Origin of the sequence: Streptomyces sp. RP5T (assembly GCF_003933965.1) — a bacterium.
Lineage (GTDB): Bacteria > Actinomycetota > Actinomycetes > Streptomycetales > Streptomycetaceae > Streptomyces.
Genome location: NZ_RSAJ01000053.1, coordinates 1 through 26,913, shown reverse-complemented (window position 1 = coordinate 26,913; position 26,913 = coordinate 1). Strand labels below are relative to the sequence as shown.

Annotated in this window: 25 protein-coding genes and 1 pseudogene; 9 read left to right on the top strand and 17 right to left on the bottom strand. The window is 71.0% G+C overall.

All coding sequences use genetic code 11. The features are described 5' to 3' along the window. Positions 1–101 precede the first annotated feature (101 nt). Entirely contained in the window at positions 102–1,430 is a 1,329-nt protein-coding gene (locus EHS43_RS08700) for an enolase C-terminal domain-like protein (protein WP_125189953.1), read from the bottom strand. 38 nt (positions 1,431–1,468) lie between these two features. Further along, the gene (locus EHS43_RS08695; RefSeq protein ID WP_125189952.1) at positions 1,469–2,806 is read right to left on the bottom strand and encodes a gluconate:H+ symporter; all 1,338 of its coding nucleotides are present in this window, start codon (positions 2,804–2,806) and stop codon (positions 1,469–1,471) included. Positions 2,807–2,953: 147 nt separating this feature from the next. On the opposite strand from EHS43_RS08695, the pseudogene EHS43_RS08690 reads away from it, so the two are divergent. Then, positions 2,954–3,217: pseudogene (locus tag EHS43_RS08690) on the top strand (helix-turn-helix domain-containing protein); the annotation flags it as partial. Between the two features lie 190 nt (positions 3,218–3,407). Here EHS43_RS08690 and EHS43_RS08685 read toward each other — a convergent pair. Further along, positions 3,408–4,175 carry a sulfite exporter TauE/SafE family protein gene (locus EHS43_RS08685; RefSeq protein WP_260470444.1) on the bottom strand — a complete coding sequence of 256 codons (768 nt, stop codon included), beginning with the start codon at positions 4,173–4,175 and terminating at the stop codon, positions 3,408–3,410. A 202-nt stretch (positions 4,176–4,377) separates the two neighbouring features. Then, entirely contained in the window at positions 4,378–5,301 is a 924-nt protein-coding gene (locus EHS43_RS08680) for an AraC family transcriptional regulator (RefSeq protein WP_125189955.1), read from the bottom strand. A gap of 251 nt (positions 5,302–5,552) precedes the next feature. On the opposite strand from EHS43_RS08680, the gene EHS43_RS08675 reads away from it, so the two are divergent. Next, the gene (locus EHS43_RS08675; protein WP_125189950.1) at positions 5,553–6,746 is read left to right on the top strand and encodes an MFS transporter; all 1,194 of its coding nucleotides are present in this window, start codon (positions 5,553–5,555) and stop codon (positions 6,744–6,746) included. 71 nt (positions 6,747–6,817) lie between these two features. Here the strand turns inward: EHS43_RS08675 and EHS43_RS08670 are convergent, their stop codons facing one another. Both EHS43_RS08670 and EHS43_RS08665 read right to left on the bottom strand, forming a co-directional pair. After that, positions 6,818–7,174: a hypothetical protein gene (locus EHS43_RS08670; protein ID WP_125189949.1), complete on the bottom strand. Its 357-nt coding sequence runs from the start codon at positions 7,172–7,174 to the stop codon at positions 6,818–6,820. 96 nt (positions 7,175–7,270) lie between these two features. After that, complete coding sequence (locus EHS43_RS08665; RefSeq protein WP_125189948.1) at positions 7,271–7,966, bottom strand: type 1 glutamine amidotransferase domain-containing protein; 696 nt, start codon at positions 7,964–7,966, stop codon at positions 7,271–7,273. Positions 7,967–8,016: 50 nt separating this feature from the next. On the opposite strand from EHS43_RS08665, the gene EHS43_RS08660 reads away from it, so the two are divergent. After that, positions 8,017–8,961, top strand: a complete 945-nt coding sequence (locus tag EHS43_RS08660; RefSeq protein WP_125189947.1) for a LysR family transcriptional regulator — start codon at positions 8,017–8,019, stop codon at positions 8,959–8,961. Between the two features lie 69 nt (positions 8,962–9,030). Further along, a complete protein-coding gene (locus EHS43_RS08655) occupies positions 9,031–9,765 on the top strand; it encodes a maleylpyruvate isomerase family mycothiol-dependent enzyme (RefSeq protein WP_125189946.1) in 735 nt (244 codons plus the stop codon). On the opposite strand, the gene EHS43_RS08650 is transcribed toward EHS43_RS08655, so the two are convergent. Beyond that, entirely contained in the window at positions 9,762–10,145 is a 384-nt protein-coding gene (locus EHS43_RS08650; protein WP_125189945.1) for a MarR family winged helix-turn-helix transcriptional regulator, read from the bottom strand. The two genes, EHS43_RS08655 and EHS43_RS08650, sit on opposite strands and share 4 nt — an antisense overlap. An 86-nt stretch (positions 10,146–10,231) precedes the next feature. Between EHS43_RS08650 and EHS43_RS08645 the strand changes: the two genes are divergently transcribed. Both EHS43_RS08645 and EHS43_RS08640 read left to right on the top strand, forming a co-directional pair. Then, complete coding sequence (locus tag EHS43_RS08645) at positions 10,232–11,719, top strand: MFS transporter (protein ID WP_125189944.1); 1,488 nt, start codon at positions 10,232–10,234, stop codon at positions 11,717–11,719. Positions 11,720–11,793: 74 nt separating this feature from the next. Continuing rightward, on the top strand, positions 11,794–12,081 hold the full coding sequence (locus EHS43_RS08640; RefSeq protein ID WP_125189943.1) for a DUF6332 family protein: 288 nt from the start codon (positions 11,794–11,796) through the stop codon (positions 12,079–12,081). Here the strand turns inward: EHS43_RS08640 and EHS43_RS08635 are convergent. The 3 genes from EHS43_RS08635 to EHS43_RS08625 form a co-directional block, all read right to left on the bottom strand. After that, positions 12,042–12,707 carry a response regulator transcription factor gene (locus EHS43_RS08635; protein WP_125189942.1) on the bottom strand — a complete coding sequence of 222 codons (666 nt, stop codon included), beginning with the start codon at positions 12,705–12,707 and terminating at the stop codon, positions 12,042–12,044. The two genes, EHS43_RS08640 and EHS43_RS08635, sit on opposite strands and share 40 nt — an antisense overlap. Further along, positions 12,704–13,942 (bottom strand): sensor histidine kinase, encoded by a 1,239-nt coding sequence (locus tag EHS43_RS08630; RefSeq protein ID WP_125189941.1) that lies wholly within the window; start codon positions 13,940–13,942, stop codon positions 12,704–12,706. Before EHS43_RS08630 ends, EHS43_RS08635 begins: the two co-directional genes overlap by 4 nt. A 117-nt stretch (positions 13,943–14,059) precedes the next feature. Further along, positions 14,060–14,752, bottom strand: a complete 693-nt coding sequence (locus EHS43_RS08625; protein WP_125189940.1) for a TetR/AcrR family transcriptional regulator — start codon at positions 14,750–14,752, stop codon at positions 14,060–14,062. Between the two features lie 132 nt (positions 14,753–14,884). Here EHS43_RS08625 and EHS43_RS08620 point away from each other — a divergent pair, with 132 nt between their 5' ends. Then, the gene (locus tag EHS43_RS08620) at positions 14,885–15,334 is read left to right on the top strand and encodes a nitroreductase family deazaflavin-dependent oxidoreductase (RefSeq protein WP_125189939.1); all 450 of its coding nucleotides are present in this window, start codon (positions 14,885–14,887) and stop codon (positions 15,332–15,334) included. A 19-nt stretch (positions 15,335–15,353) separates the two neighbouring features. Here the strand turns inward: EHS43_RS08620 and EHS43_RS08615 are convergent, their stop codons facing one another. Then, entirely contained in the window at positions 15,354–16,580 is a 1,227-nt protein-coding gene (locus EHS43_RS08615; protein WP_125189954.1) for a geranylgeranyl reductase family protein, read from the bottom strand. A 193-nt stretch (positions 16,581–16,773) separates the two neighbouring features. On the opposite strand from EHS43_RS08615, the gene EHS43_RS08610 reads away from it, so the two are divergent. Then, positions 16,774–18,129: a dipeptidase gene (locus EHS43_RS08610; RefSeq protein WP_125189938.1), complete on the top strand. Its 1,356-nt coding sequence runs from the start codon at positions 16,774–16,776 to the stop codon at positions 18,127–18,129. A gap of 135 nt (positions 18,130–18,264) precedes the next feature. Next, on the top strand, positions 18,265–19,371 hold the full coding sequence (locus tag EHS43_RS08605) for a protein kinase family protein (protein WP_125189937.1): 1,107 nt from the start codon (positions 18,265–18,267) through the stop codon (positions 19,369–19,371). On the opposite strand, the gene EHS43_RS08600 is transcribed toward EHS43_RS08605, so the two are convergent. From EHS43_RS08600 to EHS43_RS08575, 6 genes are all read right to left on the bottom strand, one after another. After that, complete coding sequence (locus EHS43_RS08600; protein ID WP_125189936.1) at positions 19,272–20,393, bottom strand: ABC transporter ATP-binding protein; 1,122 nt, start codon at positions 20,391–20,393, stop codon at positions 19,272–19,274. The two genes, EHS43_RS08605 and EHS43_RS08600, sit on opposite strands and share 100 nt — an antisense overlap. Next, positions 20,390–21,466 carry an ABC transporter ATP-binding protein gene (locus tag EHS43_RS08595; RefSeq protein ID WP_125189935.1) on the bottom strand — a complete coding sequence of 359 codons (1,077 nt, stop codon included), beginning with the start codon at positions 21,464–21,466 and terminating at the stop codon, positions 20,390–20,392. Before EHS43_RS08595 ends, EHS43_RS08600 begins: the two co-directional genes overlap by 4 nt. Positions 21,467–21,493: 27 nt before the next feature. Further along, positions 21,494–22,486 carry an ABC transporter permease gene (locus EHS43_RS08590; protein WP_125189934.1) on the bottom strand — a complete coding sequence of 331 codons (993 nt, stop codon included), beginning with the start codon at positions 22,484–22,486 and terminating at the stop codon, positions 21,494–21,496. A 99-nt stretch (positions 22,487–22,585) separates the two neighbouring features. Further along, entirely contained in the window at positions 22,586–24,253 is a 1,668-nt protein-coding gene (locus EHS43_RS08585; RefSeq protein WP_125189933.1) for an ABC transporter substrate-binding protein, read from the bottom strand. A gap of 80 nt (positions 24,254–24,333) precedes the next feature. Beyond that, positions 24,334–25,362: an ABC transporter permease gene (locus tag EHS43_RS08580; RefSeq protein WP_125189932.1), complete on the bottom strand. Its 1,029-nt coding sequence runs from the start codon at positions 25,360–25,362 to the stop codon at positions 24,334–24,336. Between the two features lie 367 nt (positions 25,363–25,729). After that, positions 25,730–26,770, bottom strand: a complete 1,041-nt coding sequence (locus EHS43_RS08575; RefSeq protein WP_125189931.1) for an NUDIX domain-containing protein — start codon at positions 26,768–26,770, stop codon at positions 25,730–25,732. Positions 26,771–26,913: the final 143 nt, after the last annotated feature.

Below are 26,913 nucleotides of genomic sequence, written 5' to 3'. Positions count from 1 at the left end.
GGGGTGGATCCCGTGGGGGGAAAGTCGAGGCATGAACTGGAAAGCGCTTTCCGAAGCTTCCCGGATGTTAATGAGGTGTCTTGGCCATGTCAACGAGTCCCTCAGCGGACCAGACAAGGACGCTTGGCGTCGAAGGTCCAGTCCTCGATCAGGTACCGCATCCCCGCGGCATCGTCGCGGCCCGCGGAAGCCACCTCCCGGTGGAGTTCCTCGGCGGCCCGCAGGCGGTCGCGGTCCAGCCGGACCCCGAGGCCGGGCGCGTCCGGTACGGCGACCTCGCCGCCGGTGATGCGCGGCGGTTCGACGGTGAGCCGCTCCATGCCCTCCTGCCAGATCCAGTGCGTGTCGAGGGCGTTGTACTCCCCCGGGGCGGCGGCACCGCAGTGCGTCATCATCGCCAGGGAGATGTCGAAGTGGTTGTTGGAGTGGCAGCCCCAGGTCAGGCCCATCTCATGGCACAGCTGGGCGACCCGGACCGAGCCCTGCATGGTCCAGAAGTGCGGGTCGGCGAGCGGGATGGACACCGACTGCAGGGCGAGGGCGTGGGTCAGCTGCCGCCAGTCCGTGGCGATCATGTTGGTCGCGGTGGGCAGTCCGGTGGCCCGGCGGAACTCGGCGAGGATCTCCCGCCCGGAGTAACCGCCTTCCGCGCCGCAGGGATCCTCGGCGTAGGCGAGCGTGCCGACGAGCGGACGGCACAGCTCGACCGCCTCCCGCAGGGACCAGGCCCCGTTCGGATCGAGGGTGACGCGGGCCGTCGGGAACCGCTCCTTGAGCGCCCGTACGGCCTTCACCTCCTCGCCGCCCGGCAGGACTCCCCCCTTGAGCTTGAAGTCGCGGAAGCCGTAATGGTCGTAGGTGGCCTCGGCCTGGCGGACGATCGCCTCGGGGGTCAGCGCCTCCTCGCGCCGCAGGCGGTACCACTCCACGTCCGCGCCCGGCTCACGGACGTAGTCGAGATCGGTGCGGTCCGGGTCGCCGACGTAGAAGAGATAGCCCAGGACCCTTACGGCAGCGCGCTGTTGGCCGTCGCCGAGCAGGGCGGCCACCGGGACGTCGAGATGCTGGCCGAGCAGGTCCAGGAGCGCCGACTCGACGGCGGTGACCGCGTGCACGGTCGTACGGAGATCGAAGGTCTGGGCGCCGCGGCCGCCCGAGTCGCGGTCGGCGAAGGCGTCGTGGATCGTGCGCAGGACGCGTTTGTAGTCGCCCACGCGGGCACCGACGACCAGGCTCTCGGCGTCGCGCAGGGTCCGCGTGATGGTGTCGCCGCCCGGCACCTCGCCGAGGCCGGTGCGTCCCTCGGAGTCCTCCAGGACGACGACGTTCCGGGTGAAGAAGGGGGCGTGGGCGCCGGAGAGGTTGAGGAGCATGGAGTCCCGGCCGGCCACCGGGTGGACGGAGAACTTCGTGACGACGGGTTGGCTCATTGCGGGGCGGTGTCCTTCCGATGGGTCGGGGGGAGGGGTCAGACCTTGAGGGCGTCCAGCACCTGTTCCAGGACCAGTACACCGCCGAGACCCAGGATCGCGAGGACCGTGGTGTAGGTGGTGCGTGCCTTGATCGCCTCGATGACGGACAGGTTGAAGTACTCCTTGAACATCCAGAATCCCGGGTCGTTGACGTGCGAGAAGGCGATCGACCCGCAGGAGACGGCGAGCACCATGACCTCGGCGTGCACCCCGCCGCCCGCGAGCAGCGGCAGCGCCACCCCGGAGGCGGTGACGACGGCGACGGTCGCCGAGCCGAGGGCGATGCGGAGAATGGCCGCGATCAGCCAGGCCAGGATGATCGGGGAGATGGACCAGCCACCGGTCGCGTCCTTGATGTAGTCGGATATCCCGCCCTCGACGAGGACGTTCTTGAAGGCGCCGCCGGCTCCGATGACCAGCAGGATCATCGCCATCGCCTGCGCGGCCTCCCTGCACGAGGTGCTGACCTCCGCGAGGCTGCGCCCCATCCGGGGTCCGAACACCCACACCGCGACGAGCAGGGTGAGCAGCAGGGCGATGGGCGCGGAGCCGATGAACGCGACGAAGTGCAGTCCGGCGCTGTCCCCGGAGGTGGCCAGGTCGGTCACCGCGGCACCGGCGATCAGCACTACGGGCAGCAGGGCCACCGCCAGCGACCAGCCCATGCCGGGCATCTCGTCGTCCTCGAAGACCCGTTCGCTGACCAGGCCCTTGGGGATGTCGGGGTTCATCCGGCGGATGAACGGCAGGCGCGGCCACAGCAGCGCGATGAACGCGCCGACCGGGACGGCGATGAACAGGCCGTAGAACAGGGTGAGTCCGACCGAGGCGTGGAAGGTGGCCGCGACGGCCGTGGGGCCCGGGTGGGGCGGCAGGAAGCTGTGCATGGTGGACAGGGCGATCGACATCGGCAGTCCGACCCACAGCAGGTTGGCCCGGGTGACGCGGACGAGGGTGAAGGCGACCGGCACGATGATGACGAAGGCGACCTCGTAGAACATCGTGACGCCGATGAGCATCGCGGACAGCACCATGGCGACCTGCACCCAGCGCGGGCCGCACACGTCGAGGAGTCTGCCGGCGATCCGCTGGGCGGCACCCGAGTCCCCCATCACCCGGCCGACCATGGCGCCGAGCCCGATGGTGAGCATCGTGTCACCGATCTGGTCCCCGATCCCCTCGGACAGGACGTCCGGAATGTCCTGGAGGCCGATCCCTCTCACGAGGGCGACTCCCACGGCGACCAGGAGGAGGGCGGCGAAGCCGTTGAGTTTCAGCTTTGTCATCAGAAAGAGCAGGACGAGAACGCTGATCCCGACCACGACGAGCGGCATGTGTCAGTTCTCCCTTGAACTGGCAGGGCGACGAGGCGAGTTCACCGGACCACTCCCTAGAGAGTCATCCTGCTGAACACAATCCTCATACAGAAACATCGTCTACATATGAGGACGGAGGTTAGATGGGTGGATCACTGACGGTCAATGGGTCCGCGCGAATCGCCTTACGATCGGCCCACGTCGCATCGGCCAGGCGCACCCGAGGTCAAGTCGGCGGTCCGGACCGTCACGGTGCTCGAACCGCTCGCCGGCCGGGGAGAGCGGCCCGCGCGGCTGCGTGAACTCTCCGGGGCACTGGGGGTGCCCCGGAGCAGCATGTACGCCCTCCTCCAGACCCTCGTGGAGTACGGCTGGGTCCGCACCGCCGCGACCGGATCCCTCTACAGCGTCGGGATCCGGGCCCTGCTCATTCGGAGACCGCGCCATCACCCCCGCACTCGGACCGCCCGCCGCCCCCGAGCAGGGGATTCCGGTGCCGGTACTGGTGATCGTCCGGTCGGAGCGAGCCGTGCAGCTCCGCGGGCCCGGGTGCGGGATGCACTCGCCCCCGTGCTGGTTGCCGTAGGACGCCCGCTCCGACACCCGGCTCCCCGGGTCTTCAACTGCCCTGCCGCCAGAGGGAGACAGCCAGGGCCAGTCCGGCCAGCGCGATCGTGATCCGCAACGGCCTCTCGGGCAGTCGCCGTACGACGACGGGTCCGACCCGGCTGCCCAGCAGACAGCCGAGCCCCAGTGCGGCCGCCGCCGCCCAGTCGACCGGGGCCAGGAACGCGTAGGCGACGGCGGCGGTCACGTTCGCGGCGCCGGTGGCGATGTTCTTGACCGCGTTGGTGACCCGCAGGGGTTCGCTCCCGGACAGGGACAGCACCGCCAGCATCAGGACGCCTGCCGCCGCGCCGAAGTAGCCGCCGTACAGGCCCACCAGAAGGACCGCGCCCGCCAGCGGCGTGTTCACCCGGGGACCGCCGTCGGTCAACATCGTGTGCCTCTCGGCCAGTCGGCGCAGCGGTTCGCGTACCAGGATCAGCACCGAGCCCAGAGCGATCAGCCAGGGCACGACCCGGCTGAACGCCGAAGCCGGGGTCCCGAGGAGCAGTGCCGCGCCGACACAACCGCCCGCGGCCGCGAGGATCGAGAGGTGCAGGAGACGGCCGCGCTGTCCGCGCAGTTCCTCCCGTGAACCGGCCGCGGTTCCAGCGGTGTTGGCGAACAGGGCCACGGTGTTGGTCACGTTGGCGGCCACCGGCGGCAGACCCGCGGCCAGCAGCGCCGGATAGCTGAACAGCGAGGCCAGACCCGCGATGGAACCGGCCAGGCCGGAGGCGATGCCGGCGACGGCCAGCAGGAGTACGGAATCGGGCCCCACGCGGACTTCCCTTCGGTATGAAGGGTCATCCTCTCCCGCCATTGTCTCTGATGAAAGACACTGTCTACATAGGGAGACAGCTGCGGGCGGATCGCAGGACCCTCCGCCCGTCCCGGACTCCCCGCGAGCCCAGCCCCGCGGTCGAGCCGGTCGGACGGTCCCCCGCGCCATCCGACCGGCCGTCGGGTGCACCCGCGGGACACTATCGGCCCGCGGTCCTCGCGGTCTTGGACGAATTTGCACTCCCCGAGAGGGACACCGCCCCCTCCACCCGGCGCGAGGCCACCATCTGCCCGGGCGTGGTCCCGGCGATGGCACGGAACTCGCGGTTGAGGTGCGCCTGGTCGTAGAAGCCGCAGGCCGTGGCGATCTCGGTCAGACTCCCCGCCCCACGGCCCAGCAGTGTCACGGCGTGACGGAAGCGCAGCACCCGGGCGGACGCCTTGGGGGTGAGCCCGATCTGCTGGGTGAACCGGCGGATCAAGTACCCTTGGCTCCAGCCCACTTCGGCGGCGATACGGGCGATCGGGATCACGCCCGCGCTCCCCGCGAGCAGTTGCCAGGCCTGTTCCACCTCCGGCGTGGGCCGCGGACCGTACTCGAGTCGGGCGAGCAGCGCCGTGTCCAGCAGGTCGAACCTGGCGGCCCAGTCGGGCGTGGCTGCCATCCGCTCCACGAGCACGTCGGCCCCGGGCCCCAGAACGTCCCGTACCTCGACGGCCAGGTTCGTCAACTCACCCATCGGCAGACCGAAGAGCCGGTAGGCGCCGAGGGGTGTGAACTGGACGCGGATCGCCTCCTGGCCGCCGGGATGCGTACAGATGGCGGGGCGGTCCTCCAGCCCCACGACCAGCGACCCGATGCGCCCGCTGCCCCCGTCCCGCACGCCCAGCCGCCGCACCTGCGAGAAGGGCTCGGCGAGGCTGATCAACAAGGTGGCGTACCCGGTCGGCACCAGCCGGGCCTCGTACGGTGTGGCCACCGCCTCCCAGTAACCGACGTAGCTGCGTAAGTACGGCCGTAATCCCGGATGCCAGGGCCTGGTCACCCGCCACAGCCCGCCGAGCCGCTCGACCTCGACCGCGCCGGCCACTCCCGCACGCGCCCCCACACCCGCTCCCGCCATGCCCTCACGTGTGCCGAGAACCACTTGGAGCGCCCCTTTCCGAGTCAGTTGCCTGACGGCCCCGTGCCGTCAAGCATCCAACGCCGCAGCGCACAACTCGCGAGTAACCAGGTGAAGTTGGCATGCAGACGCGTACAGAACGCGTGCAGATCCGATGACGTCCGCAGAAGGGCCTCCACTCCGCTCACTCGAACACCCTTGCCGACAATCGAGCACACGCCTACGCTGCTTTTGTGCCGCTGATAAACAAAATGCGAACACGCATCGCCCTGCCGGAGAACTCCCTCACCCGACTCCGTATCGCCCTCACCGTCTTCTTCGCCCTCGACGGCTTCGTCTTCGCCGGGTGGGTCGTCCGCATCCCCGCGATCAAGGAGCAGACCGGCGCCTCCGCCAGCGCCCTCGGTCTCGCCCTGCTCGGCGTCTCGGCCGGGGCGGTGATCACGATGATGCTCACGGGGCGGCTGTGCCGTCGTTACGGCACCCACCGGGTCACCGTGGTCTGCGCCGTCCTGCTCTCCCTCAGCGTCGCCCTGCCGCCGCTCACCCACTCCGCGGCGGCGCTCGGTGCCGTGCTGCTGGTCTTCGGCGCCGCGTACGGCAGCATCAACGTCGCGTTCAACAGTGCCGCGGTCGATCTGGTGGGCGCACTGCGGCGGCCCATCATGCCCAGTTTCCACGCGGCTTTCAGCCTGGGCGGCATGCTCGGCGCCGGGCTCGGCGGGCTGGTCGCCGGGAGCCTGTCCCCCACCCGGCACCTGCTCGGCCTCACTCTGATCGGTCTGCTGGTCACCGCTGCCGCGGGCCGGACCCTGCTGCGCATCCAGCCCCCGGCACCCGTGCGGGACACACCGCACCCCAAAGCCGCACCCCGGCCGCCCGGCACCCCCACCCGCACCCGCACTCGCGGCCTCGTCGTCACCTTCGGCCTGATCGCCCTGTGCACGGCCTACGGCGAGGGGGCGCTGGCCGACTGGAGCGCCCTGCATCTGGAGCACGACCTGGACGCCACACCGGGCGTCGCGGCGGTCGGTTACTCGTGTTTCGCGCTCGCCATGACGATCGGCCGACTGACCGGTACCAAACTGCTCGAACGCCTCGGGCAGACCCGCACGCTCGTGGGCGGCGGCACCACCGCCGCGCTCGGCATGCTGCTCGGAGCACTGGCTCCCGCCGTCTGGGCGGCACTGCTCGGATTCATGATCACAGGGCTCGGTCTGGCCAACCTCTTCCCCGTGGCCGTCGAGCGCGCGGGCAGGCTGGCCGGGCCCGACGGGGTCGCCATCGCCTCCACCCTCGGCTACGGCGGCATGCTCCTCGGCCCGCCCGCCATCGGCTTCATGGCGGACTGGTTCTCGCTGCCCGTGGCCCTCACCAGCGTCGCGGTGCTCGCCGGTACCGCCGCGGTCATCGCGGCGGTGACCCGGCGCGCGGCGGCGGGCTGACCACGTCCGGAGACCTCCACGGACCCGCGAGCGGGCTCATCCGGACCGGGCCCCCGGGCGATCCGGGTGCATCACTCCGGATGAGCCACCGCGTCCTTCTGCAACTCCACGGCCGCCAGCAGGCTCAGCTTCGGCTCCGCCTTGCGCAGGGCCCGTACGGCCGCGACCGAGCCGATGTCGCCCGTGAAGCCGACAGCGGCCAGCCGGGAGCGGACCCAGCGGGCACGCAGTTCGGCCTCGGTGGCGGCGGCGTTCGACTCGACGAGCGCCACGGCCCGTTCCAGCCCGGGGCGTTCCTCGGGCGGGGCCTCGGCCAGCGCCTGGCGCAGCGTCGCCGCGACGACGTCCGCGTCCCGTACGAGGAGCACGAAGTTGTGTTTCTTGTTCAGTCCCGCGATTCCCGGCATGCGCATCATCGTGACGGTCATGTGCCGTGTCCGCCAAGCGACTTGAGGAGTCTCAGAGGCTCGGACACGCCTCTCGGAGGCTCAGCCCCGCCGCCCCTCCCGCACGCCGGGCCCCGCTCAGCCCAGCTTCTTCAGCAGTTCGGCGGCGAGCGGCGCGGAGGAGGCCGGGTTCTGGCCGGTCACCAGGTTGCCGTCGACGATCACGTGCGGAGCCCACGGCTCGGCCGGCTCGACCTGGACACCGGCCTCGGTGAGCCGGTCCTGGAGCAGCCACTTGGCCTTGTCCGCGAGGCCGGCCTGGGTCTCCTCGGCGTTGGTGAAGGCGGCCACCCGGCGCCCGGCGAAGACGTTGGAGCCGTCCGCCCCGGTGGCGGCGAGCATCGCGGCCGGCGCGTGGCAGACGACACCGAGGGGCTTGCCGCCCTCCAGGGCACGGGTGAGCAGCCGGCCCGAGTCCGCGTCGACCGCGAGGTCCTCCATCGGTCCATGGCCGCCGGGGTAGAAGACGGCCGCGTAGTCGTCGAGGTCGACCTCGTCCAGCCGTACCGGGGCCTTGAGTTCGGGGGCCGAGGCGAGCACCCCGGCGATGCGGTCGGCGTTCTCCTTCCCGCCGTTGACCTCGGGCGCGAGGCTGCCCTGGTCCACGGTCGGCACGACACCGCCCGGGGTGGCCACGACGATCTCGTGTCCCGCGGCCTTGAAAGCCTCGTACGGGGCGACGGCCTCCTCGGCCCAGAAGCCGGTCGGGTGCCGGGTGCCGTCGGCAAGGGTCCAGTGGTCGGCACCGGTCATCACAAAGAGGATCTTCGACATGGTGAAACCGTAGCTCCGCCCTGCCATAGAAATCCAATAGGCTCGCGCATATGAGGGATAGGCTCACCAATGGCTCCGAGGACGCGGGGCACACCGCGGGCACCCCGCTGGACCTGAACCTGCTGCGGACCTTCCTGACGGTGTACCGCACCGGCTCCTTCACCGCCGCCGCCCGCCTGCTGGGCCTGTCCCAGCCGACGGTCACCACCCAGATCCGCACCCTGGAACGGCAGTCGGGCCGCGAGCTGTTCGAGCGCCGGGCGCGGGGGGTGACCCCGGTGCCGTACGCGGACGAGCTCGCCGCCCGGATCGTGCAGCCCCTGGACTCGCTCGCCGCGGTGGCGGGGCCCGCCGGGAGCACGGAGGACGGCACGGCCGATCCGGTGCATCTCGCCGGCCCTGCCGAGCTGCTGTCCCGGTGCGTCCTGCCCGGTCTGGCACCCCTGGTGGAGCAGGGCGTACGGCTGCGCGTCACGCCGGGTCTGACCGAACCGCTCCTGGACGACCTGCGCGCGGGCCGTCACGACCTGGTGATCGCCACGTTCCGGCCGCGCGGGCGCACGCTGGCGGCCGTGCCGCTCACCGACGAGGAGTTCGTGCTGGTCACCTCCCCCGCCTGGGAGCGGCGGCTCGGCGCGCCGGAACACCTCGCGGCCGCCCTGCACGGCGTCCCGCTCGTCGCCTACGCCGAGGACCTGCCCATCGTGCGCCGCTACTGGCGGCACGTCTTCGGCCGACGGCTGGTGCGGCAGCCCGCCCTCACCATGCCGGACCTGAACGGGGTCAAGGCCGCAGTGGTCGGGGGAACCGGGTTCACCGTGCTCCCCCGCTACCTGTGCGCCGAGGAGCTGGCGTCGGGGGCCCTGGTCCAGCTCCTCGACCCCGAGGACCCGCCCATCAACACGGGCTTCCTGGTGCAGCGCCCGGGGACCTCCGGCAATCCGCACGTGGCGCTGGTCCGCGACCATCTGCTGCGGGCCGCCCGCGACTGGTAGCCGGGCGGGGCCGGTGACCGGGCGTGGACCGGCGGGGCCGGTGACGGGGTCCTCAGGCACACTCCTTTCATGGAGACAGCCGAGTTCATCCGAATCCTGGACCGCGAGGGCCAGTTGCTCGCGTCGGCCGCCGAACAGGCGGGCACCGACGCCAAGGTCCCGACCTGCCCGGACTGGCAGGTGCGGGACCTGCTGCGGCACACGGGCGCGGTGCATCGCTGGGCGCGGGCTTTCGTGGCCGAGGAGCTGACGGACTTCCGCCCCTTCGGCGACGAACCCGACCTCGACGGGCAGGAGTTGGTGGCCTGGTTCCGCGCCGGCCACCGTCTCCTGGTCGACACGCTGGACTCCGCCGCGCCCGACGTACGGTGCTGGCACTTCCTCCCCGCACCCTCACCGCTCGCCTTCTGGGCCCGGCGGCAGGCCCACGAGACGACCGTGCACCGCCTCGACGCGGAGGCGGCACGCGGCGGCACCCCCACCGAGATCGGGCGGGACTTCGCGGCCGACGGCATCGACGAGCTGCTGCGCGGCTTCCACGCCCGCGACAAGAGCCGGGTCCGCAGCGCCGAGCCCCGGGTGCTGCGGGTGCGGGCGAGCGACGCGGACGGCGCGGTGTGGACCGTACGACTGACCGGGCAGCCGCCCGCGACCGAACTCGGCGAGGCGGGGGACGCCGACTGCGAGGTGTCCGGGCCGGCCGCGCGGCTGTATCCGGCGCTGTGGAACCGGCTGCCGCTCCCGCACGTGACGGGGGACGCGTCGGTCGCGGAGCTGTGGCGGGAGAAGTCCGCCGTGGGCTAGGAGGAGGGCTCCAACATCCTTGTCAGGAACGCGCGTTGCACCGGAAGGGCGTCACGGTGCAACGCGCGTCCCTTGGCCGTGAGCGACACCCGTACACCCCGCCGGTCCTCCGCGCACAGGCCGCGTTCCAGGAGGCCGTCCTTCTCCAGCCGGGCGATCAGCCGCGACAGCGCGCTCTGGCTCAGATGGACCCGCTCGGAGATCTCCTGCACGCGGTAGGCGCAGCCGCCGTCGGCCAGGACGTCCAGCACCTCGAAGTCGCTGCCGCACAGACCGTGTCGCTGAAGCGCGCGGTCCAGTTCGCACTGGGTGCGCGCGTGCAGCGCCAGGATGTCCCGCCACTGCTCCGCCAGTGCCTGCTCGGGCTTCGTCGCCACCATGCGCGGCACCGTAGCAGAGAAGACAAATTATTGCACCGGAATTAAATGCGTTTGCATTCGATGCATGCGCATGTAGTGTCTTCCGCATGACCTCTCCGCTCACCACCTCCGCGGACCCGTCCTCAGCGGTCCGCTGGACACCCAGGCTCTGGGGCACCCTGCTGGTGCTGTGCGCCGCGATGTTCCTGGACGCCCTCGACGTGTCGATGGTCGGCGTCGCGCTCCCGTCCATCGGCGCCGACCTGGGCCTTTCCACCTCGACGCTGCAATGGATCGTCAGCGGCTACATCCTCGGCTACGGCGGTCTCCTGCTCCTGGGCGGCCGGGCCGCCGACCTGCTGGGCCGGCGCCAGGTCTTCCTGGTGGCCCTCGGCGTCTTCGCGGTCGCCTCGCTCCTCGGCGGGCTCGTCGACTCCGGTCCGCTGCTGATCGCCAGCCGTTTCATCAAGGGCCTCAGCGCCGCGTTCACCGCGCCCGCCGGCCTGTCCATCATCACCACGACGTTCCCGGAGGGCCCGCTGCGCAACCGCGCGCTCTCCATCTACACCACCTGCGCCGCCACCGGCTTCTCCATGGGCCTGGTGCTGTCCGGCCTGCTCACCGAGGCCAGTTGGCGCCTGACCATGCTGCTGCCCGCGCCCATCGCGCTGGCCGCCCTGGTCGCGGGCCTGAGGCTGCTGCCGCGCAGCACCCGCGAGAAGGACCACAACGGTTACGACGTCCCCGGCGCCGTCCTCGGCACCGCCTCGATGCTGCTGCTCGTCTTCACCGTCGTCCAGGCTCCCGAGTCCGGGTGGGCCTCGGCCCGCACCCTGCTGTCCTTCCTCGCCGTGGCCGTCCTGCTGAGCGTGTTCGTCCTGGTCGAGCGGCGTTCGCCGGGCCCGCTGATCCGGCTCGGAGTGCTGCGCTCCGGCACCCAGATCCGTGCCCAACTGGGCGCCATGGCCTTCTTCGGCTCGTACGTCGGCTTCCAGTTCCTCGTGACCCTCTACATGCAGTCGCTGCTCGGCTGGTCGGCGCTGCACACCGCGCTCGCCTTCCTGCCCGCGGGCGCACTGGTGGCGGTGTCCTCGACGAAGGTCGGCTCGATCGTGGACCGGTTCGGGACCCACCGGCTGATCCCGGCGGGCTTCGCGCTGATGGTCGTCGGGTACGCGCTGTTCCTGGGGGTCGACCTCCACCCCGGGTACGCGACCGCGATCCTGCCGTCCATGCTGCTCATCGGCGCCGCCTGCGCCCTGGTCTTCCCCTCGCTCAACATCCAGGCCACCAACGGCGTCGAGGACCACGAGCAGGGCATGGTCTCCGGGCTGCTCAACACCTCCGTCCAGGTCGGCGGCGCGATCTTCCTGGCCGTCGTGACCGCCGTGGTGACCGCGGGCGCCCCCGAGAACGCCACCCCACAGGCCGTCCTCGACAGCTACCGCCCCGGGCTGATCGTGGTCACCGCGATCGCCGCGGCCGGACTGCTGATCACCCTCGCGGGAGCACGCACCGCGCGTCGGACGCAGCCGTCCGTCGTGGTCGCCAAGTCCCCCGTACGGGAGGCGGAGCGCGTCGCCGTACGCGACTAGGAGGACGCCTCCGGCACCGTGTGCCCGGCGGGAGCTGCTTGCTCCGCCGGGCACACGGCTGTGAGACTCGTAGCATGGAGACGTACGGGGGACGCCGGAGCCAGGCGGAGCGGGACGCCATCACCGTCGAGATCGGATACGCGCTGTGCAGTGCGCTGTTCGCCGCCGCGGTGCTGTTCGGGGCGGTGGCGGGACCGGCGCTGCTGTTCGAACTGCCGGGCACGGTCGAGAAGTTGCTGCTGCGGGCCGGGCTCACGATCGCCTGCGTGGTCTTCGCCGTCCGGGTGGTCGTCGTGCTGGTGCGCTTCCGGCCGCAGCGCCCTCAGCCCAGCCAGCCGGGCCGCACCAGCCCCGACTCGTAGGCCAGCACCACCAGTTGGGCGCGGTCGCGGGCGCCGAGCTTGACCATCGTGCGGCTGACGTGGGTCTTGGCGGTGAGCGGGCTGACGACCAGGCGCCGGGCGATCTCCTCGTTGGACAGGCCGATGCCGACCAGGGCCATCACCTCCCGTTCCCGTTCGGTGAGTCCGGCGAGCGCGTCCTCGGCCGCCGGTTCCTTCGAGCGGGCCGCGAACTCGGCGATGAGACGGCGGGTCACCCCGGGTGACAGGAGCGCGTCGCCGTCGACCACGGCCCTTACGGCACGCAGGAGTTCCGCCGGCTCGGTGTCCTTGACCAGAAAGCCGGAGGCACCGGAGCGGATCGCCTCGAAGACGTACTCGTCGAGCTCGAAGGTGGTGAGCATGACCACCTTCACGTCCTTCAGGGCGGGATCCTCGGTGATGCGCCGGGTCGCGGCGAGACCGTCGAGCAACGGCATGCGGATGTCCATCAGGACGATGTGAGGGCGCAGCGCGCGCACCTCGCGCAGCGCCTCCTCGCCGTCCGCGGCCTCCCCCGCCACCTCGATGTCCGGCTGCGCGTCGAGCAGGGCGCGGAAACCGGCCCGCACGAGTGACTGGTCGTCGGCGAGCAGTACGCGGATCACCGGTCGTCCTCCTTGGCCTTCACCCCGAGCGGCAGTACGGCGAGCACCCGGAACCCTCCCCCGGGACGCGGGCCCGCCTCGATCGTGCCACCGAGCGCGGCGGCCCGCTCCCGCATTCCGGCCAGACCGTTGCCGCTGCCGCCCGCGTCGGCGCCGGTCGCGGGTCCGTCGTCGTCGATACGGAGCCGTAGCGCGCCGCCGTCGTGATCGAGCCGTACGCGCGCCTGCCGCGATCCCGAGTGCCGTACGACATTGGTGAGCGCCTCCTGGACGATCCGGAAGGCGGCAAGGTCCGCGCCGGGCGGGAGATCCGGTGCCGCGCCCTCCACCTCGACGGTGAGGCCCGCGCCTGCCGCCTGGGACACCAGCTCGGGCAGCCGGTCGAGGCCCGGGGCGGGGGCGCGCGGGGCGTCACCGGGGGTGCGCAGGGTGTCGAGCACCTGGCGCACCTCGCCGAGTGCCTCCTTGCTGGCGGCCTTGATGGTGGTGAGCGCGGCGCGGGCCTGCTCGGGGTCGGCGTCGAGGAGGGCGAGGCCGACGCCGGCCTGGACGTTGATCACGGAGATGCTGTGCGCGAGGACGTCGTGCAGTTCGCGGGCGATCCGCAGCCGCTCCTCGTCGGCGCGGCGCCGCGCGGCCCGGGCACGCTCGGCCCGTTCCCGGGCCCACTGTTCCCGCCGGGTCCGGGCCAGTTCCGAGACGGCGACGATGGCCACGACCCAGGCGGCGATCACGCCCTCCTGTCCCCAGCCGGCGGCGGAGTCCCCGGACGGCGGCAGCCACTGGTAGAGCCAGTGGGCCACCAAAACGTGGCCCGCCCACAGCATCCCGAGCGCGGTCCAGGCGGCCTTGCGGTGTCCGGCCACCACGGCACCGAAGCAGGCCAGGGCGACGGTCAGGAACACCGGCCCGTAGGGATACCCGGCACCGAGATACAGCATCGCGGCGGCCGTCGTGGCGAAGACGACGAGCACGGGCCGCCGATGCCGCCACAGCAGCACCCCGGAGGCGACCACCAGCAGCGCCCGCGCGAACGGATCGAGCGCGGCCCGCTCGCCGATCTGCTGGTGGGCCGCGTAGTTCGAACCGCCGAGCACGAAAAGGGTGACCAGCAAGGTGGACGGCCACGGCCACCGGGCGCCGCGCCCGGCGTCGCCGGCGCTCCGCCACCACGGCGGGCCGTGCCGCCGCCACCGCGGCGAGTCTCCCCCGCGCACGCCCTGCTCACCGTCCATGACAGCCACGCTAGACGGCCCGGACGGGGCGGGACGTCCCCCGAGCGTGGCGATCACGCGTACTCCCGGCGAAGTACGGCGGGCCCCAGGTGCGGGCACGGCCGCGCCGGACGTCCCCTACCGGAGTCCCACACCCCGCCCCAGCTGCCGCACCGCGTGCCGGAAGAACGGCTCCCGGGCCTCCACCACCCGGTTGAACTGGCCGAAGAGCTCGAAGCCGACCAGGCCGAAGAGCTGGGCCCAGGCCACCACCAGGGCCGCGGTGACCTGGGACGGCAGGTCCGGGGCGAGGTCGGCGGCGATGCGCTCGGCCTCGGCGTGCAGGTCCTCGGGCACCGGGGGCAGTTCCTCCAGACCTCCGGGGCCGTCATGGGCGTCGCGGACGATGCCGATCAGGAGGAGGCCGACGCGGGCTGCGGGCGGGACGGTGGTCTGCGGGGCGACGTATCCCGGGACGGGAGAGCCGTAGATCAGGGCGTACTCGTGCGGATGGCCGAGCGCCCAGCGGCGGACCGCCTCGCACACCGCGAGCCAGCGCTCCGGCGGGGCCGCCTCCGCGACCGCGTCGTGCGCCTGTTCCGCGCTCTCACCGAGGGAGTCGTAGGCGTCGATGATCAGCGCGGTGAGCAGGTCGTCACGGCTCGGGAAGTAGCGGTACAGCGCCGAGGAGACCATCCCCAGCTCACGCGCCACGGCCCGCAGCGAGAGTTTCGCCGCGCCCTCCGCCGCGAGCTGCCGGCGCGCCTCGTCCTTGATGGCGGCGGTGACTTCGATCCGGGCGCGGGCCCGGGCGCCCTGTGCGGTGCTCATACGGATCAGTCTGGCACAGGAAGAGAGCAGTGCACACATCGGAGAGCACTGCTCTTGCTTTGGGGCGCGGAACGATGCAGACTGATGCCACCGAAAGCGAGAGCATCGCTCTCTCAACCGATGGGGGTCACCATGTCGTCGCCTTACTACCTCAAGGGCAGCCCGCTCAACGTCCGGCTCAACAGCGTCATCGGCTGGCTCGCCCGGCACGGCTTCAGCCTCGCGGGGACGGCGGAGATGTCGGTGCGCGGCCGCAAGAGCGGGCAGATGCAGCGGATCCCGGTCAACCCGCACACGTACGAACAGGGGCAGTACCTGGTCTCGGCGCGCGGCCACTCCCAGTGGGTGCGCAACATGCGCGCCGCGGGCGGCGGGGAGCTGCGGGTCGGCCGCAAGGTGCGCCGGTTCACCGCGGTGGAGCTCGCCGACGCGGACAAGCTCCCGATCCTGCGGACCTACCTGGAGAAGTGGGGCTGGGAGGTCAACCAGTACTTCCAGGGCGTGACCGCCAAGTCCTCCGACGAGGAGATCATCGCGGCCGCCCCGGACCACCCGGTCTTCCGGATCACCGTCGAGAAGTGACTCGCGCGGAAGGGACGCGTCAGGACGTGGCCTCGCCCTCCGCGGCGCGCTCGGCCGGACGCGGATCCAGCGCGGCCAGCGCCCGCTGGGCCATCGGCCGCCCGCGCACGAGCTCGCCCAGTGAGGTCGCGCCCTGGGTGATGTCCCTGAACGCGTTCCACGCGGGCCGGAAACCCGTCAGCGCCGCGTGGAACAGGCCGGGCCGGCGCTCGAACGCGGTCAGCATCCGCTTGCCGACGCTCATCTCGACGCCGAGGCCCGCCTTGACGGCGAACGCGTAGTTCAGCGCCTGACGCCGGGTGTCCACCGCGTCGTGGGCCTCCGCGATCCGCACCGCCCACTCCCCCGCGAGCCGCCCGGAGCGCAGCGCGAAGGAGATGCCCTCGCGGGTCCACGGCTCCAGGAGCCCCGCCGCGTCACCGCAGACCAGCACCCGCCCGCGCGAGAGCGGCGAGTCGTCGGCGCGGCAGCGGGTCAAGTGCCCCGAGGAGATGCTCGGTTCGAACCCCGCGAGGCCGAGCCGCCCGATGAAGTCCTCCAAGTACCGCTTGGTGGCGGCGCCTTCACCGCGCGCCGAGATCACCCCGACCGTCAGGGTGTCGCCCTTCGGGAAGACCCAGCCGTAACTGCCGGGCATCGGGCCCCAGTCGATGAGCACCCGTCCCTTCCAGTCCTCGGCGACGGTCTCCGGCACCGGGATCTCCGCCTCCAGACCGAGGTCCACCTGGTCGAGCTTCACCCCGACATGCGCGCCTATCCGGCTGGCACTGCCGTCGGCCCCGACGACCGCCCGCGCGAGCACGGTCTCGCCGCCCTGGAGGACCACGGCGACCGTACGCCGGTCGGGCACCGCCGAGCCGTGCTGCTCGACGCGCTGCACGGTGACGCCGGTCCGCAGCTCGGCGCCGGCCTTCTGGGCGTGCTCGACCAGCTGCTGGTCGAACTCGGGCCGGTTGATCAGCCCGAACAGCATCTGCTTGGAACGCCGGGTCCGCGTGAAGCGGCCGTTGTTCGAGAAGGTGACCGCGTGGACCCGGTCCCGGAAGGGCAGCTCGAAGCCGGGCGGCAGCGCGTCCCGCGAGGGACCGATGATGCCGCCGCCGCAGGTCTTGTACCGGGGCAGCTCGGCCTTCTCCAGCAACAGCACGCGGCGCCCCGCCACCGCCGCCGCGTAGGCGGCCGAGGCGCCCGCGGGGCCCGCCCCCACGACGACGACGTCCCACACCCGCTGCGCGTCGTCCCGCACGCCGTCCGCCGAGGCGTCGTTGGCCGAAGTGCCGTCCGCCGAAGAGTTCTCGCTGCTCACGATGGTCTGCTGCTCCCGATCAAGCCGTTGCCGCACCTGTCTCCCGCATCCTACGGCGGGCCCGCCCACAGACCACTGTGGGAGGATCTACGGCACTCACAGGTACAACGTCGCACCCACAAGGAGCGTGCCCATGTCGTCGAATCCGGTCGCCGAGACCGTCGCCTCGCTGATGCCGAGGGCGCGGGCGGAGCTCACCGAACTGGTGGCGTTCAGGTCGGTGGCGGACTTCGACCAGTTCCCGAGGAGCGAGAGCGAGGCCGCCGCCGGCTGGGTCGCGGACGCGCTCACCGCCGAGGGGTTCCAGGACGTGGCCCTGCTCGACACCCCGGACGGCACCCAGTCGGTCTACGGCTACCTGCCGGGCCCGGAGGGTGCGAAGACCGTCCTGCTGTACGCCCACTACGACGTGCAGCCGCCGCTGGACGAGGCCGGCTGGACGAGCCCGCCCTTCGAGCTCACCGAGCGGGACGGACGCTGGTACGGGCGCGGGGCCGCCGACTGCAAGGGCGGCGTGATCATGCACCTGCTCGCGCTGCGGGCCCTGAAGGCGAACGGCGGGGTACCGGTCCACGTGAAGTTCATCGCCGAGGGCTCGGAGGAACAGGGCACCGGCGGCCTGGAGCGGTACGCCGAGGCGCATCCCGCGCTCCTGGAGGCCGACACCGTCGTCATCGGCGACGCGGGCAACTTCCGCGTCGGCCTGCCGACAGTCACCAGCACCCTGCGCGGCATGACCCTGATGCGCGTCCGGATCGACACGCTCGCGGGCAACCTGCACTCGGGCCAGTTCGGCGGCGCCGCCCCCGACGCGCTGGCGGCGCTGATCCGCGTCCTGGACTCGCTGCGCGGCAAGGACGGCACCACGACGGTCGACGGGCTCACGCCGGACGCGTCCTGGGACGGCCTCCAGTACGACGAGGAGCAGTTCCGGGCCGACGCGAAGGTCCTGGAGGGCGTCGAGCTGATCGGTGACGGCACGGTCGCCGACCGCATCTGGGCCCGCCCGGCGGTCACCGTCCTCGGCATCGACTGCCCGCCGGTCGTCGGCGCCACCCCATCGGTGCAGGCGAGCGCCCGCGCGCTGGTCAACCTGCGGGTGCCCCCGGGCATCGACACCGACGAGGCGACCCGGCTGCTCCAGGCCCACCTGGAGCGGCACACGCCGTGGGGCGCGCGGGTGAGCATCGAGCAGGTCGGCCAGGGCCAGCCGTTCAGCGCGGACACCACCAGCCCGGCGTACGCGGCGATGGCCGACGCGATGGCTGTGGCCTACCCGGGCCAGGAGATGCAGTACGCGGGCCAGGGTGGCTCCATCCCCCTGTGCAACACCCTCGCGTCGCTCTACCCGCACGCCGAGATCCTCCTCATCGGCCTGAGCGAGCCGGAGGCCCAGATCCACGCCGTGAACGAGAGCGTCTCCCCGCAGGAACTGGAGCGCCTGTCGGTGGCGGAGGCCCTGTTCCTGCGCAACTACGCAGCGGGCTGAGCCGACTCAACCGTCACCGGAAGGCCCTCGCCCTCGGACGGGGGCCTTCCTACGACTGCCCGCCGGACGTCACCGCCCCGCCCCCACCTCGTGCGCAACACGACCTGAGTCGGCCACGGAGACCCCATCATCCCCATGGATTCCCACCTCCGCCTCCGCACCCACACGACGACGTCCCTCGCCCGCCTGAGCGACCGGGAGCTCGCGGATCTGGTGGCGTCAGGCACCCCGCTGGGGGTCGGCATCGGTGGGCGGGCGGCACTCGTGGAGGTGGACGGTGTGCGGGTGTTCGTGAAGCGCCTGCCTCTCACGGACACCGAGTTGCACCCGGCGAACGTCCGCTCCACCGCGAACCTCTTCGACACCCCGGCCTTCTGCCACTACGGCATCGGGGCGATCGGCAGCCCCGGCTTCGGCGCCTGGCGCGAGCTGACCGTGCACGAGATGACGACCGACTGGGTTCGCTCGGGCCGCTTTCCGGGTTTCCCGCTGTTGCACCATTGGCGGGTACTGCCCGACACCCCGTACCCCCTGCCCGAGGAACTCGCCGACGAGGAAGGCGCCGTGGCCTACTGGGGCGGTGCGCCAGGCATCAGGGAGCACATCGCAGCCCTGCGCACGGCGACCGCGAGCCTGACCCTGTTCCTGGAGTACGTGCCGCACACCCTCCACGACTGGCTCCACGACCAGCTGCGCACCGCTGACGCCGACTCGGCCTGCGCGCTGGTGGAGCAGGGCCTCGAGACACTCACCGGATTCCTCCGGGGGCGACAACTCATCCACTTCGACGCCCACTTCGGCAACATCCTGACCGACGGTCACCAGCTCTACCTGACCGACTACGGCCTGTCCCTCTCCGACCGCTTCCGGCTCGATCCCGAGGAGCGCGACTTCTTCGACCGCCACCGTCCCTATGACCGCGCCTACGCTCTCTCCTACCTCGTCCACTGGCTGGTCGTCGACCAGTACGGACTCGACCGCGACGAGCGCGAGGACTTCATCCGCGCCTGCGCCGACGGCAGACACCCCGAGGGCATCCCCGGGGCCGCCGCCGCACTCATCTCACGTCACGCCGAGCTGGCAACCGTCGTGGGTGACTTCAACCGGCGTCTGGAGCGGGAGAGCAGGCTCACCCCCTATCCTCACGCCGAAGTAGCCGCGCTGTCCTCCGAAGTCGTCAGGGCCGGGTCCAGGACGATGTCCTCGTCGCGGGGCTCGACGCTCGGTTCCTCCGGGAAGTGACATGCCGTCAAGTGGTGCCCGGTGTTGCCCGGCAGGCGCACCAGCGGGGGCTCCTCGGTCGCGCAACGCTCCTGGGCCTTCCAGCAGCGGGTGCGGAAGCGGCAGCCGGACGGCGGGTCGACCGGTGAGGGCACGTCTCCGGCGAGCCGGATGCGTTCGCGGTGCCGGGTGCCGTCCGGGTCGGCCTCGGGGACCGCGGAGAGCAGGGCGTGGGTGTAGGGGTGCCGGGGGCGGGTGTACAGGGTCTGCCGGTCGGCGACCTCGACGATCTTGCCCAGGTACATCACCGCGACCCGCTCGCAGAAGTGCCGTACGACGGCGAGGTCGTGGGCGATGAAGACGAACGCGATGCCGAACTCGCGCTGTAGGTCCTGGAGGAGATTGACGATCTGCGCCTGGATCGAGACGTCCAGCGCCGAGACCGGTTCGTCGGCCACGATGAGCTTCGGGCGCAGGGCGAGCGCGCGGGCGATCCCGATGCGCTGGCGCTGACCGCCGGAGAACTCGTTCGGGTAGCGGTTGTAGTGCTCGGGGTTGAGCCCGACCGTCTCCAGGAGTTCCTGGGCGCGCTTCTTGTGTCCCTGCGGCGGGTTGATGTCGTTGAGCCGCATCGGCGTCTCGACGATCGTGCCGACCGTGTGCCGGGGGTTCAGCGAGGAATACGGGTCCTGGAAGATCATCTGAAGGTTGCGGCGGGCCTCCTTCATCCGGTTCTCCGGGGTGTGGGTGATGTCCTCGCCGTCGAACACCACTTTCCCCGCGGTGGGTTCGAGGAGTCGGGTCACCAGCCGGCCCGTCGTCGACTTGCCGCAGCCGGACTCGCCGACCACGCCGAGCGACTGTCCGGCGCCGACCGTGAAGTCGATGCCGTCGACGGCGTGCACGGCGCCGATCTGCCGCTGGAAGACGATGCCGTGCCGGATCGGGAAGTGCTTGGTGAGGCCGCTGACTTCGAGGAGGGGTTCCCCGGCGGCGGGCTGAGTGGTGCTCACGGCGTGCTCCTGTTCGTCCGCCGCCCTCACTTCGCGGCCCCGGCGGCCGTACGACCGCGTATCTCTGTCCTGGTCTCGGGGGTGAGGTGACAGGCGGCGAGGTGCCGGCCCGTGCCCGGGACGGACACCAGCTCGGGCCGGTCGACCGCACAACGCCCCCCGGGCACCCACCCCTTATAGGTGCAGCGGGGGTGGAAGGCGCAGCCGCCGGGCGGGTTGATGAGGCTGGGCGGGGAGCCGGCGATCGGGTTCAGGCGTCGCTCGACGTCCCCGGTGATCTGCGGCATCGACTCCAACAGGCCCCAGGTGTAGGGGTGCTGGGGCTCCTTGAGGACGTCGTGCACGGTTCCGTACTCGATGCGGCGGCCGCCGTACATCACCAGGATGTCGTCGGCGACGTCGGCCACCACACCGAGGTCGTGGGTGATGAGGACGACCGCGGAGCCGAACTCCTCCTGGAGATCGCGGATCAGGTCGAGGATCTGCGCCTGGACGGTGACGTCCAGGGCGGTGGTCGGCTCGTCGGCGATGAGCAGTTCGGGGTCGCAGACCAGTGCCATGGCGATCATCGCGCGCTGGCGCATGCCGCCGGAGAACTGGTGCGGGTAGTCCCTGACCCGGCGTTCGGGCTGCGGGATGCCGACCCGCTTCAGCATCTCCACCGCCCGCTCCCGCGCCTCCTTCCTGGACACCTTGTGGTGGACCCGGTAGGCCTCGGCGATCTGGGCGCCGACGGTGAAGTAGGGGTGCAGGGCGGACAGCGGGTCCTGGAAGATCATGGAGACCGTACGGCCGCGCAGGGCCCGCATCTCGTGCTCGGGCAGGGAGACCAACTCCCGTCCGTCCAGCCGGATCTCGCCCGAGACCTGGGCACGCGTGCCCTTGTGCAGTCCGAGCAGGGACAGTGAGGTGACGGACTTCCCCGAGCCGGACTCGCCGACGATGCCGAGGGTGCTGCCCTTCTCCAGGGTGAAGGAGACGCCGTCGACGGACTTGACGATCCCGTCCTCGGTCGGGAAGTGCACGCGCAGGTCCCGTACGTCGAGGAAGGGGGCGGCCGCGGGAACGGCGTCCGCCGGTTTCGGTGAGGTGAGGAGGGACACGGGGTTTCCTTGCTGCGGTTGAGGGGCTCAGGCGAGGCGGACACGGGGGTCGACGAGGCCGTAGACGACGTCGACGACCACGTTGGCGAGCACGACGAAGGTGGCCGCGAAGAGCGTGGTGCCGAGGATGACCGGCAGGTCGGAGTTCTGCACCGAGTCGACCGCGAGCTTGCCGATGCCGTTGATGCCGAACACCGACTCGGTGATGACGGCGGAGCCGCCGATCAGGGAGCCGACGTCCATGCCGAAGATGGTGATGATCGGGGTGATCGCGGCCCGCAGGCCGTGCTTGAGGACGACCCTGCCGCTGGACAGGCCCTTGGCGCGGGCGGTGCGCATGTAGTCCTCGGCGAAGACCTCCAGCATGGAGGAGCGGGTGAGCCGGGTGTACAGGGCGAGGTAGACGATGACCAGGGTGGCCCACGGCAGGATCAGCCCCTGGAACCAGGCGCTCGGGTCCTGGGTGATCGGGGTGTAGCCGGAGGCGGGCAGGATCTGCCACTTGTCGACGAACAGGTAGAGCAGCAGCAGGCCGATGAAGTAGATCTGCACCGAGACACCGAGCAGGGCGAGTCCCACCGCCGCCTTGTCGGCCGCCCTGCCCCGGCGGACCGCGGCGAGTGTGCCGAGGCCGACGCCCAGGATCAGGAAGAACACCGCGGCGCCGAGGCCCAGCGACAGGTCCGCGGGGAAGTCGGACAGCAGGGTGGTCAGGACGGGGGTGTCGGTCTGGAAGGAGATGCCGAGGCAGGGCGCGCCGCAGTGCACGCGCAGGCTCTGGTCGCCGAAGTCCCGGCCGACGAAGAGTCCCTTGAAGAACTCCCAGAACTGCTTGAGGAAGCTCTGGTCGAGGCCGAGCGCATGCTTGATCTCGGCCAGCCGGGACGGCGAGCAGGTCTTGCCGCAGGCCAGGAGGGCGGGGTCGGAGGGCAGCGCGAAGAAGATCACGAAGGTGATCACGGTGATCACCAGCAGGATCGCGGCCGCTGCCAGCAGGCGCCGGATGAGGTAACGAAGCATGTCGTGCCGGACCTTGACGTGAGAGGGGCTGCCCGCCGGCCGGGACCGCCGGCGGGCTCAGGAGGAGTGCGTCAGCTCTGGAGGTTCAGCTCTGGACGGTCAGCTCTTGACGTAGACGTGGACCAGGCTGGGTTCGGCGAGGATGGGGTCGGAGATGACCCCGCCGACCTTGGACCCCGACAGTTCGCTGAAGTTCATGTACATCAGCGGGACCACGGCGGCGTCCTTCATGATCTGCTCGTCCAGGGCGCCGTAGGCGGCGTCGGCCTGCTTGACGTCGGTCATCTTGGCGATCTTGTCGATCTGCGCGTTGACCGCGGGGTCGTTCAGGTACGACTGGTCCTGGTTGGACTGCGGCAGCTTCGCGATCTGGCGTCCGTCGAACAGCACGGGCAGCACGGTGGAGGCGTTCGGCCAGTCCGCGATCCAGTCGACCCAGGTGAGGTCGTACTGGTTCTTCACGTTGTCGATGTTGCTGAAGTAGTTCGCCGCGTCGATCGGGGTGATGTTCACCGTGATGCCGATCTTGCCCAGCGAGGTCTTCACGGCGTCGCCGAAGTGCTCCAGGGTGGGGGTGTTCTCCACCGCCAGTGACATGGTGAGCTTCGGGTCACCGGCCTGCTTCATCAGGGCCTTGGCCTTGGCGAGGTCGCCTGTGGGAGCGGCGCTGTAGAGGTTGAACTTCTTGTAGCCGCCGATCCCGGGGCTGAGCATGGTGCTCGCGTAGTCGCCGTAGGCCGTGCCGCCGAACGCGCCGCGGACGGTGGTCTTGTCGATCGCGTACTCGATGGCCTGACGGACCCTCAGGTCCTTGGTCCGGCTGGTGTTGACGGCGAGGTAGTTGATGCCGGGAGCCGGGATGTTGTAGAGACGCGACTTGAGCGACGGGTCGCCGGAGATCGTCGTCAGGTCGGAACCCGCTATCGGCCACTGCATGATCGAGGTCTGGGCGCTGCCGGCGTCGGACTTGATCTGCTGGTCGATGGCCGACTGGTCCTGACCGAGCCGCACGTCGATCTCGTTGACGTTCTGCTGCCGGATCGGGTCGGTCGACTGCTTCCAGGCGGTGTTCCTGACGAGGACGAGTTCCTTGTTCTTGGTGTACGACTTGATCATGTACGGCCCGTCGGACCAGACGTGCGTGTCGTACGTGGACCCGGTGTCGTGGGCCTTGGGCACCGCCGACCAGCCGGGCATGGCTGTCGTCTGATTGAAGTCCGCGACGGGCTGGTCGAGATGGAAGACGACCGTGGACGCGTCCGGGGTCTGGATGGAGGCCAACTCCTTGCCGCTGTAGGGGCCCTTGTAGGAGGAGCCGCCCACCAGCCACTCACTGGCGTACGGCGGGCCGCCGTTGATGTCGGGCGAGAAGGCCCGCTCCACGCCGTACTTGACGTCCTGCGCGGTGACCGCCTTGCCGTCCTGCCAGGTGACGCCCTTGCGCAGGTGGAAGGTCCACACGGTGTCGCCCTTGCTGGGCGTTCCGGTGTCGGTGGCCAGGTCGCCGACGAGCCTGGGCTGGGAGCCGGTCTCGTCCCAGCCGGTCAGGGTGCGCACGAGCTCCTGGTCCATGCTCGAACCCTCGGTCGTGTAGACGCGCTGCGGGTCGAGGTGGTCGAAGTCGGCGTGGTCCAGGACGGTCAGCGTGCCGCCCTTGGCCGGGGAGCCGCTCCCGGTGGTGCTGGAGGAGCCTCCGCATGCGGTGGCCCCCAGGGCGATCGCCACGGCGGTGGCCGCGAGCGCGATCGAGCGCCTTCTGCGCGTCATGAGGTAACACTCCGTTCTTGTACGGCTCGGCGACGGCGGCCCAAGTGGAGCCGCTCGCACCGGTGTTGAGGGGGTCCGCGTCAGCTGCGGGCCGCGCGGGGATCCAGGGCGTCCCGGACGCCGTCGCCGAGGAGGTTCAGCGCCAGGACGAGCATCAGCAGCAGGACGCCGGGGACGAACAGGTACATGGGGTCCTGAAGGAAGAACTGGGAGGCGTCGGAGAGCAGCGCCCCCCAGTCCGGGTTGGGCGGGATGACGCCCACGCCGAGGTAGGACAGGGCCGCCTCGGTGGTGATGTTCTGCGGGACGGCCAGCGCGAAGGAGATCAGGACGGGCGCCCACAGGTTCGGCAGCAGTTGCCGGAAGAGGATGTGCCACTTCCCGGCGCTCATGATCCGCGCGGCGTCCACGAACTCCCGTTCGCGCAGCGACAGGACCTGCCCGCGCACCAGCCGGGCGGTGTAGGCCCAGGCGAACACCGCGATGTTCAGGACGAGGACCAGCAGCCGCAGGTTCTCGTCGGTGCCGCCGTGGCTGTCGGTCTGCATCGCGTTCTGGATGACCGGGGTCAGCGCGATGATGAACAGCAGCTGCGGGAAGGCCAGCATCACATCCATGATCCGCGACAGCACGGAGTCGACCCAGCCGCCGGAGTACCCCGCGGCGAGTCCGGCCACGACTCCGACGACGGTGGACAGCACGGCCGAGGCGAAGCCGACGAACAGCGAGGTGCGCAGGCCGTAGACGATCCGGCCGAACAGGTCGTAGCCCGTGCCCGGTTCGACCCCGAGAAGGTGGGTGAGGCTGACGCCGCCCAGCGCTCCGCGCGGGAAGTTGCCGGTGTCCGGGTCGATCGCGCTGCCGTCGGGGGTGATCGGCCCCCAGCCGGTGATCGCCGTCAGGACCGGGGCCAGCAGCGCGATCAGGATGAAGAGCACCGTGATCACGAACGCGGCCATGGTGACCTTGTCCCGTCTGATGCGTCGCCAGGCCATACGGGCCGGTGAGCGCCCGGTGATGGCCGTGCCGTCACCGCGCGGGTCCGGCGAGGGGTCACCGGCTCGCGTGGTGCCGGCGTCGGCGGGCATCGACTGCTGTTGCGTCGTCATCGTGCGGACGTCCTGGGTAGGTGCTGGGGCCGGCGCGGGTTTGTGGCCGTCGCCGCCGAACGGGGTCTCGTCATGGGGCTGTTCCCTGGGGGAAAGGCTTCGGCCGCCGGCCGTTGTCGGCGCCGTGAGACTGAGCGGACTGTCGCAACACGCCGAGAGGCCGGTCAAGGCGGAAAATGACCGAAAAGGGGATTGTTTGCGCTCCTTGCCAAGAGTTGACGAGGGCGGGAAGTCTCGTTAGCTCTGGCATGGAGGTATCGCGACGATTCCCTTGGCGGGTTCTCGCCCTCCACTTGCCTTGCTCGAACATCCCCGAACATGACGAGGCCCCGTCGGCGGTGCACACCGACGGGGCCCATGGCGCCTCTCAGCCGACCGGAACCCCGGCCTCCAGGTAGAGCGCCGCCCCGCGCTCCCGGGCCCGCAGCGCCCACCGCAACCGCTCGTAACGCACCGGCGGCAGCAGCTCGGCGGCCTCCTCCTCGCTGGCGAAACACCAGCCGCGCAGTTCGGGTCCCGGCAGCAGAACGGCGCCCGCCCGGGTGGAGTCGAGCCGGCCGCCGTCGAAAAGCAGGCGCAGCCCGCCGTATCCGGGAGGCGCGGGCGATTCCCAGTCGACGACCAGGAGCCGCGGTACGTCGTCCAGCCGGATGCCGGTCTCCTCGGCGACCTCGCGCACCCCGGCCTGCGCGGGCGCCTCGCCGGGCTCGACGACACCGCCGGGAAACTCCCAGCCGGCCTTGTACGTGGGGTCGACGAGCAGCACCCGGTCCTGCTCGTCGAAGAGGAGGACCCCGGCGGCCACGGTCTCGGCGGTGGGCTCCGGGGTCTGCACGATGTCGCAGGCGGGCACGGTCCCGGCGCCGAGGTCCTCGGCGATGCGGGCGGCGGTCTCGTACGGGGTGAGGGCGCTGGTGTCGATCACATGGGCGTCGGCGGTGAGCCAGGTGGCGAGGGCGGCCCGGTAGGGCTCGATGCGGTCGTACGCCCAGTGCCCCTGTCCCATCTCGCCGGGCGGCAGGCTCGGCGGGTTCTCCCGCCCGGCTGTTCGGTCACGCAGGATCGTTTCCGCCGGAGCGAGGAGGATGTGCTGGACGCCGATCCGGCGGGCGGCGAGGCCGCCGAAGATCTCGTCGCGGTACTCCTGGCGCAGCAGGGTCATGGGGACCACGAGGGTCCCGCCGAGCTCGGCGAGCATCGCCGCCGCCGTGTCGATCACCAGGCGTCGCCAGATCGGCAGGTCCTGGAAGTCGCCGACCTCGGCGAGGTGCTTGGGCGGCAACAGACGCACGACCGCCGCGCCGATGTCCTCGGGGTCGAAGAGCGTGCTGTTCGGGATCAGTTCGATCAGTTCCCGTGCGGTGGTGGTCTTCCCCGCACCGAACGCGCCGTTGATCCAGACGATCACGGACTCCCCCTCTTCTGTTTGGCCCCCTGTGGCTTGCCCGTTCCACCCTGCCACGAAAACCAGCCGCAGATGAGGGCGCACAGACGCGGCACCGGGCCCACCCACCGCAAGGGCCGAAACCAACGAGCTGCGCGGTCCGGACA